At 70.3% G+C, this 8,164-nt stretch carries 9 protein-coding genes; 5 read left to right on the forward strand and 4 right to left on the reverse strand.

Going from position 1 to position 8,164, the window contains the following annotated elements:
* Positions 1 to 245 precede the first annotated feature (245 nt).
* The 3 genes from Q0L11_RS08690 (at position 246) to Q0L11_RS08700 (ending at position 3,864) form a co-directional block, all read left to right on the forward strand.
* Entirely contained in the window at positions 246 to 1,157 is a 912-nt protein-coding gene (locus Q0L11_RS08690) for an aminotransferase class IV (protein ID WP_296596708.1), read from the forward strand.
* Entirely contained in the window at positions 1,154 to 1,876 is a 723-nt protein-coding gene (locus tag Q0L11_RS08695) for a hypothetical protein (RefSeq protein WP_296596710.1), read from the forward strand. Before Q0L11_RS08690 ends, Q0L11_RS08695 begins: the two co-directional genes overlap by 4 nt.
* A gap of 629 nt (positions 1,877 to 2,505) precedes the next feature.
* Positions 2,506 to 3,864, forward strand: a complete 1,359-nt coding sequence (locus Q0L11_RS08700; protein ID WP_296596711.1) for a M28 family metallopeptidase — start codon at positions 2,506 to 2,508, stop codon at positions 3,862 to 3,864.
* A 190-nt stretch (positions 3,865 to 4,054) separates the two neighbouring features.
* Here the strand turns inward: Q0L11_RS08700 and Q0L11_RS08705 are convergent, their stop codons facing one another.
* Entirely contained in the window at positions 4,055 to 4,918 is an 864-nt protein-coding gene (locus tag Q0L11_RS08705; protein ID WP_296596713.1) for a dienelactone hydrolase family protein, read from the reverse strand.
* Between the two features lie 91 nt (positions 4,919 to 5,009).
* Here Q0L11_RS08705 and Q0L11_RS08710 point away from each other — a divergent pair, with 91 nt between their 5' ends.
* A complete protein-coding gene (locus Q0L11_RS08710; protein ID WP_296596714.1) occupies positions 5,010 to 5,777 on the forward strand; it encodes a hypothetical protein in 768 nt (255 codons plus the stop codon).
* Here the strand turns inward: Q0L11_RS08710 and Q0L11_RS08715 are convergent.
* Genes Q0L11_RS08715 through Q0L11_RS08725 form a run of 3 tightly spaced genes read right to left on the reverse strand, consistent with a single transcriptional unit; the run spans position 5,774 to position 7,648 of the window.
* On the reverse strand, positions 5,774 to 6,232 hold the full coding sequence (locus tag Q0L11_RS08715; protein WP_296596715.1) for a hypothetical protein: 459 nt from the start codon (positions 6,230 to 6,232) through the stop codon (positions 5,774 to 5,776). The genes Q0L11_RS08710 and Q0L11_RS08715 overlap by 4 nt on opposite strands.
* Positions 6,233 to 6,281: 49 nt before the next feature.
* Positions 6,282 to 6,947: a lysoplasmalogenase family protein gene (locus Q0L11_RS08720; protein WP_296596716.1), complete on the reverse strand. Its 666-nt coding sequence runs from the start codon at positions 6,945 to 6,947 to the stop codon at positions 6,282 to 6,284.
* Positions 6,944 to 7,648, reverse strand: a complete 705-nt coding sequence (locus Q0L11_RS08725; protein WP_367183380.1) for a nitroreductase — start codon at positions 7,646 to 7,648, stop codon at positions 6,944 to 6,946. The genes Q0L11_RS08720 and Q0L11_RS08725 overlap by 4 nt, the downstream gene beginning before the upstream one ends.
* A gap of 164 nt (positions 7,649 to 7,812) precedes the next feature.
* On the opposite strand from Q0L11_RS08725, the gene Q0L11_RS08730 reads away from it, so the two are divergent.
* The coding region (locus tag Q0L11_RS08730; RefSeq protein WP_296596718.1) for a transglycosylase domain-containing protein at positions 7,813 to 8,164 on the forward strand (352 nt) is incomplete at its 3' end.

Here is an 8,164-nt window from a genome sequence, read left to right on the forward strand (position 1 = left end):
TGCGACATGAACGAAAGAAGAACATGCGACCCCGCAGGGAGTCAAAGTTGTTCTTTACTTTCTTTTGCCCGCCTCCCTCCGCTCGTGACGGCCGGGCTCGACCCGGCCACCCATGCGGCGGTTCAGGGCGAGGTGCAGACCTAGCCGGCGCTCTGTAATGGATCCGGGACCAGCGCGGGGATGACGAGCTGAGGGGCGGGGCGCGGGGGCTTGAGCCTGGGCGCGGCGCCGCTAGGTTCGCGGGCATGGCAGGCAGTCAGGATTTCGCGGCGGACCCTCGGAACGCCGACCTCAAGGTCTATGTGAGCGGCGAGCTGGTCCCGAAGGACCAGGCGAAGGTGTCGGTGTTCGACGCCGGGTTCGTGCTGGGCGACGGGGTTTGGGAGGGGCTGCGGCTGCACAAGGGCCGGCTGCTGTTCCTGGAGGCGCACCTGGAGCGCCTGTATAAGGGGCTGAAGGACATCGCCCTCGACATCGGCCTGACGCCGGCCGAGCTGACGGCCGAGATCGAGCGCACGCTCGCGGCCAACGGCATGGAGCACGGCGCGCACCTGCGGCTGATGGTGACGCGCGGCGAGAAGAAGGCGGTCAACCAGGACCCGCGCAACTGGCTGGGCAAGCCGACCATCGTCATCACCGCGGAATACAAGGATCCGTCGCCGGAGATCCTGACGAAGGGGCTGGCGCTGGCGACCTCGTCGATCCTCTGCACGCCGGCCGAGATGTTCGACATGCGGCTGAACTCGCACAGCCGCCTGGCCCTGATCCGCGCCCTGCTGGACGCCATCGAGAAGGGCGGGGACGAGGCGCTGATGCTGGACCCCAATGGGTTCGTTTCGAGCTGCAACGCCACGAACTTCTTCTGGGTGAAGGACGGCCGGGTGATGACCTCGACCGGCGACTACTGCTTCAACGGCGTCACCCGCGCGAACGTCATCGCCCTGTGCCGGCGGCACGGCATCCCGATCACCCTGGGCGACTTCGACCTGGGCGACGTGGCCGAAGCGGACGAGGCCTTCGTCACCGGCACCTTTGGCGGCCTGACGCCGGTGCGCTCGATCGACGGCCACGCGCTGCCCGAGGCGCTGCCGGGGCCGATGACGCGGCGCCTGCGCGAGGCCTACGAAGCGCTGAAGGACGAGGACGCCGCCCGATGACCCTGCGGATCGCCATGTGGTCGGGGCCGCGGAACATCTCCACGGCCATGATGCGCAGCTTCGAGAACCGGGCCGATTGCCAGGTGGTCGACGAGCCGTTCTACGCCGCCTACCTGGCGCAGACCGGCCTGGATCATCCGATGCGCGAGGCGGTGCTGGCTTCGCAGCCTCAGACCTGGGCGGAGGTCGTCGCGGCGCTCGACACCCTGGATGGGCCGGTCATCTACGAGAAGCACATGGCCCACCACATGCTGCCGGGGTTCGGGCTGGACTGGGCGGCGAGCCGGGCCAACGCCTTCCTGATCCGCGACCCGGCCGAGGTGCTGGCCTCCTACACCGTCAAGCGGGCCGAGGTGACGCTCGAGGACATCGGCATCGTGCAGCAGCGCGAGTTGTTCGACCGGGAGGCCGACCGTCTGGGGCGCGCGCCACCCGTGGTGCGCGGCGCCGACGTGCTGGCCGACCCGCGCGGGATGCTGGCAGCCCTTTGCGGGGTGCTGGGCCTTTCGTTCGACACGGCGATGCTGAGTTGGCCGGCGGGCCGCCGCAATTCGGACGGGGTGTGGGCGCCGGCCTGGTACGACGCGGTGGAGCGCTCGACCGGCTTCGAGGCGCAGCCGCAGCGTGAACGCGCGCCACTCCCCGACCATCTCCGCCGCATCGCCGACCAAGCCCGTCCGCACTACGAAGCTCTGGTCGCGCACAGGATTTGTGCATGAAGGCCTGGGCCTCCCTCGCGGCTGCAGCTCTCGTCATGGTCGGCGGGCAAGCCGGTGCCGCCGGCCCTGAGCGCGGTGACTGGAACCCCGGGGCAAACAAGCTCCGCGATGGTTCGCTTTCCTCGCCCGATGGTGAGGCGAGGCTAGGTCTTCGGGGCGGGCGTCTGGTGATGATCCGGCGTGGCGTCGCACGGCCGATCGAGACACCCTTTGCACCAGCGACGATCGAGGCGGTCTGGTCGCGCGATGGGCGGCGCGTGGCAGTGACTGGAAGCGATGGAGGCGCCGTCGGGACATGGTCAGTCGTGCTGTTGGATGCTGACGGGCGCGATGTTGGCGCCGGCTTGGCTGAGACAGTCGCGCGACTTGGCGCCGGCCTGGCGCACTGCGACGGACCCGAGGCAGTGAACGCCACGGCGGCCGGCTGGGCGAGGCGCGGTAGTCGCCTACTGATGCGTCTTGAGGTCCCGCCTCACTCCAGTTGCGCGAATATGGGGGAAGTGCGCTTTGTCCTGATCGAGGCTGAAGCGTTGGGTAGATCTGCCGTCGTCTCGCGCGCCAGGGCCGAAGCGGAAGTCGGCAGGTCCCTCCGCTAGGCAGGTGGCGAACCGTCCGGCTAAGCTGACGCCATGCGCACCGTGACCCTCTCCCTCGCCGCCCTCCTCGCCGCAACCTCGGTCCACGCCCAGCCGCTGGGCGGTGAGCAGCCGCTCTTGAAGCAGGTGGCCGCCGGCGTGTCGGCCGCGCGGCAGAAGGCGACCATCGAGAAGCTGGTCTCGTTCGGCACGCGGCACACCGGCTCGGACACCAAGTCGGACAAGCGCGGCATCGGGGCGGCGCGGCGCTGGATCGCCTCGGAGTTCGAGGCGGCGTCGAAGGACTGCGGCGGGCGGCTGAAGGTGGCCACCCCGTCGAAGGTGATGACCGCCGAGCGCCTGGCCGGGCCGACGGAAGTGGTGGACGTGCTGGGGATCCTGCCGGGGACCAAGGATCCGAACCGGGTGATCGTGATCTCGGGCCACTACGACAGCCGGGTCACCGACGCGAAGAACTTCACCTCGGACGCGCCGGGCGCGAACGACGACGGCTCGGGCACGGCGGCGGTGATGGAGGCCGCGCGAGTGCTGTGCAGGCACGAGTTCCCCGCCACCCTGGTCTTCGCGGCGCTGGCCGGCGAGGAAGAGGGCCTGCTGGGCGGCAAGGTGCTGGCCGAATACGCCGTGGCCCAGGGCTGGGACGTGGAGGCCAATCTCAACAACGATATCGTCGGCAACACCGAGGGGATCGGCGGCGCGCGCGACAACACCCACGTGCGGATCTTCTCGGAAGGCACGCGCACGACCGAGACGGCCGAGGAGGCGAACCGCCGACGCTACAACGGCGGCGAGGTGGACAGCCCCTCGCGCAACCTGGCCCGGTTCATGGACGGGCTGGCCGACCGCTACCTCAGCAACTTCGACGTGGTGATGGTCTATCGCACCGACCGGTTCAGCCGGGGCGGCGACCAGGTGGAGATGCTGAAGGCGGGCTTCCCGGCCGTGCGCGTCACCGAGGCGGTGGAGAACTACACGCGCCAGCACCAGGACCTGCGCACCGAGAACGGCATCAAGTACGGCGACACGGTGGACGGCGTCGACTTCGCCTACCTGGCGCAGGTGACGCGGCTGAACGTGGTGACCATGGCGGCGCTCGCGAAGGCGCCGAAGCCGCCGACCGGCGTGGAGATTTCGGGCGCGGTCAGTGCGGACACGACGGTGAAGTGGAAGCCGGCGGCGGACGCGGCGGCCTACCGGGTGTGGTGGCGCGGGACGACCGAGCCGCAGTGGCGCTACTCGCGGGTGGCGGACACGAGCGGCCAGATCAAGCTCACGGGCGTGAACATCGACGACTGGTTCTTCGGCGTCAGCGCCATCGGCGCGGACGGCTTCGAGAGCCCGGTGGTCTTCCCGGGGCCGGCGGGGACGTTTGAGCGCGGCGGGGTGAAGTGAATGACTCCTCTCCCCCGAGGCGAAGCCCGAGGGGAGAGGGTAGGGAGAGGGGCGGCGCAGGCCTGTCCCCCCGTCTCGGTGGATCAGCCATGGTCCTCGCTGGACCGGGAGTGGCCGGCCAAGTGCGGAGCCGCCCCTCTCCCTACCGTCTCCCCCCGCACTTCGTGTCGGGGGAGAGGAGGCATGCTGCCTAACCCAGCGCCGCCTTATAGAGCCCGGTCAGCTCGGCCCAGGCCTTCTCGGCCGCGGCCTCGTCGTAGACTTGGCTGCCCTTGACGCACCAGCCGTGGTTGGCGGGGTAGACCTCGACGGTGGCCGTCTTCTTGGCGTCGGCGAAGGCTTTCTTGAGGATGTCCTTCGACTCCGGCTGCTTCTCGTCGTCGTTCTTCGCCACCGCGACCAGGTAGGCGGCGTTGGTCCTGGGGATCAGCAGGTGCGGGCTGTCGGGCTTGTCGGTGGTGAGGCCGCCGCCGTGGAACGAGCCGACGGCGCCGATGCGGCCGGGGACCGCCGCGGCGGTGCGGAACGAGAGCGGGCCGCCCATGCAGTAGCCCTGGACGCCGGCCTTCTTCTTCCGGTTCGTCTGCGGCTGGGCGTCGAGGAAGGCGAAGAAGGCTATGGCGTCTTTGTCGATCCCCTCGTTGGTCATGGCCTGGCGGTAGCCCATGACGCGGGCGCGGTCCTCGGGCTTGTTGAAGTCGAAGCCGGGCGTCGCCACCGGGCCCTTCACCGAGCGGTAGAAGGGGTTGGGGACCAGGACGACGTGGCCTTGCGCGGCGAGACGGCGGCCCATCTCGCGGAAGGCCGGGCGCAGGCCGGCGATGTCGGTCCAGATCAGGACGGCGGGCCAGGTTCCCTTGCCGGCGGGATAGTAGAGCGCCGCGTCGGCGACGCCGTCGGGGGTCTTCACCTCGACGTCCTTTTCGACGACCTCGCCCGCGGCCTGGGCGGCGCCGGCGATGCCGCCCGCGACGGCCACGGACATCAGGCCGAAGGTGCGGCGCGAAACGGTGGGGTCGTGGATCAGGCCAACGTGAATGTCGTCGTCGCACATGGTGGAGCCTCCCGCAGGTTCTTGTCGATTGGACGCGTAAGCGTCGCGGCGAATGTTGCGGGCTTATTTCCCCGCACGCTAGACCGGCGGCATGTCCGACGCCCAAGCCGCCCGCGCCGAACGCCTCGGCCCCTATTTCGAGGTGCAGTTGCGGCTGGCCGAGCGGATGGCCGACCTGACCGGGGCGCCGCTCGCCGAGATGGCCCTGCGCCACACCAACCTGCACCGGCGGATGGGCCTCGGGGTGAACCTCCCCGAGGAGGACGGCGCGCCGGGGTGGCAGGACTACGCCCGCAGGCTGGAGCGTGCGCCGGATCTTGCCGCCCAGGTGGCGCTGTCGCAGGCGACCTGCGCGGCCAATCCGCCGGAGCAGATCCCGCTGGCCGGGCAGGCCGGCTTCGGCTGCTTCGCGTGCGATCCGCCGGACGAGCAGGGCGTGGTGCGGATCCACTTCTTCAACGCCGACACAGACGAGACGGGCGGGCCGCTGGCGTCGGGGAAGGTGACGCGGCGGCGGGCGGAGCTGGCGGCGCTGACCCGCCACGTGCTGGAGACGCATCCGCAGGCGACGGCCATCCGTGGCAAGTCGTGGCTGTACAACGTCGAGGCCTACCGCCGGCTGTTCCCGACCGACTACGCCGGCTCGCGCCAGGTGTGGACGGGGTCGCTGCACCTGACGGGCACGTCGAGCTGGGGGCAGGTGATCGACAGCCGCGAGCGGGTGCGGGCCGAGGTGGCCGACGCGCTGCTGGCGAACCTGCCGGCGCTGGATCCCGAGCGGCCGTGGATGGCGTTCCCGTTGCGGGTGCTGACGACCGAGGCGCCGGTCGCGAGCTTCGCGGCGGAATACGGGATCTAGGCGAGGGACTCGGGGACGGCGGCCTCGGCCGGGGCGCGGCGGCGCTGGCGGCGGTCGTTGCGGCGGATCTCGGCGAAGGTCGCGTGCGGATGGGTGCGGGCGAGCTCGCGCAGGCGGCCCACGGCCACCGGGGCATAGGCGGCGGTGACGCCTGCGAGATCGCCGAAGAAGTCGTGGAACGACATCTCGCGGCCCACGAGCGACTGGGCGAACTCGCTGGCCCCGCCCAGCGCCACGAAGGCCAGCGCGATCTCCAGGGACCGCGACCGCGGCAGGGCGCCGGTGGCCACCAGCGTCAGTCCATAGAACAGCATCCCGTGCGCGATCGTGTCCGGGAAGGGCAGGCCGAGATCATCGTACTTGAACGGCCCCGACAGGGCGGCCACGGCGGCGAGCCCCGCCACGACGGCGGCGATGCGCAGGAGGCCGATCAGCTTGTGGGGCGTGAGCTGCATGCCCCGGACGCTACGGCCTGCGGTTGAAGACCGGGTGAAGCGGTATCCTCTACGAAAGCTGAATCGGCCGCTCCTCAAGCGTCCGCACCACGCCCAGCGCGATCAGGGTCTGGCCGCCGAAGTAGAGGCCCCAGACGGCGAGGCCCATGGGGAAGCCGTCCAGCGCGGGACGGCCGGTGCGCAGGAAGATCAGCAGGTCGGAGACCGCGAACATCAGGGCGCCGGCGAAGACCAGGGCGCGCGGGAAGCGGCTGAGGAAGGCGCAGGCAGTCATGGCGGCGAGGCCCGAGGCATAGAGCGCGATGCCCGGCGCGCCGGCGCGGTCGGGCGGCAGGAGGTAGGCGACGCCGGTGATGGTCACGAAAAGCAGGGCGGCCATCGCCAAGTGGCGCGGGGCGGTGTCGGGCCGGCGGTTCCGCAGGTAGAGGCCGATGGCGGTGAGGTGGCCGGCGAGGAACGCCAGGGCGCCGACGATCAGGCCGTGGGTCTCGAGCAGGACGTCGCCCAGGGCGCCGAACGCCATGACCCCCGCCAGCATCCAGCCGTCGAGGCTGCGGGCGTTGAGCGCGGCGTAGACGGCGAGCAGGCCGACGCCGGTCCCCTTCCAGGCGGTGCTGAGACCCGGCGGGAGGTCGAGGAACCAGCCGGCGACGTAGGAGACGCCGCCCAGAAGGGCGGCGCAGAGGACGAGGCGGCTCAGGAGGGTGCGGCTCAAGCTTCGAAGCCCTTCAGCTCCAGCCAGACGTCGGCCGCGTCGCGGGTGGATCGCCAGGCGTTGATGGGGTGGTCCGGGTCGCGATAGCCCAGCGCCATGCCGGAGAACACCATGTGGTCGTCGGGCAGGTCCAGGGCCTTGGCCACGGTCTTCGGATAGCGGGCCCAGAACTCCTGGGCGCAGGTGTCGAGGCCGGCCTCCACGGCCAGCAGCATGACGTTCTGCATGTACATGCCGAGATCCGCCCACTGCGGCGGGCCCAGCTTGCGGTCGAGGCAGAAGAAGAGGCCGACGGGGGCGCCGAAGAACTCGGTGTTGCGCGCCAGCCAGCGCAGGCGCGTGCCCTTGTCCTCGCGCGCGGCGCCCACCGACGCGTAGAGCTGTTCGCCGTTCTCGAAGCGACGGGTGCGGAAGGGGTCCCAGAGGCTGGGCGGATAGACGTCGTACTCGGGCGCCTCGCCGATCGGGTTCTTCGCCACCTCCGCCTTGAAGGCGGCCAGGGGCTCGCCGGCCAGGGCGTAGACGCGCCAAGGCTGGAGGTTGCCGCCCGAGGGCGCGCGCGAGGCCTTCTCCAGGACATCGGCCACGGCGGCTCGCGAAGGGACCTTTTCGGTGAAGGCGCGGATGGAGATGCGGTGGGCGATAGCGTCCGAGACGTTCATGGCGGTTCCATTGACCTGGGGCTCACGAATCGCGCCCAAGATCGCATCCTGGGACGCGACATGGGGCCGCTCGAATCGCGGGCCGTCTTCCTTTTCGGAACGACCTTGGCAGCGCGTCGCTAGGGGAAGGCAAGAGCGTGGCGAAGCGAGGCAAGGGCGGCGGGTTCTTGGGGGCGGTGAAGGCCGTGATCGTGGCCGGCCTAATGGTGTTCTTCATCGGCCCGGTGATCGTGGTTGCGGTGTACCGGTTCGTGCCGCCGCCGCTGACGTTCCTGATGGTTCAGCGGGCGTTCGAGGGCCACGGCTTCGAGCGCAGGTGGGTTCCCATCGAACAGATCTCGCCCACCCTGGTGCGCGCCATGATCGCCGCCGAGGACGCGCGGTTCTGCGAGCACCACGGCTTCGACCTCGACGCCATCGAGAAGGCCATGAAGGCCAATGCGAAGGGCAAGAAGCTGCGCGGCGGGTCGACCATCAGCCAGCAGACCGCCAAGAACGTTTTCCTCTGGCCGGGGCGCGACTGGGTGCGCAAGGGCCTGGAGGCCTGGTTCACCG

This window comes from Phenylobacterium sp. (assembly GCF_024508875.1).
Taxonomy (GTDB): domain Bacteria; phylum Pseudomonadota; class Alphaproteobacteria; order Caulobacterales; family Caulobacteraceae; genus Phenylobacterium.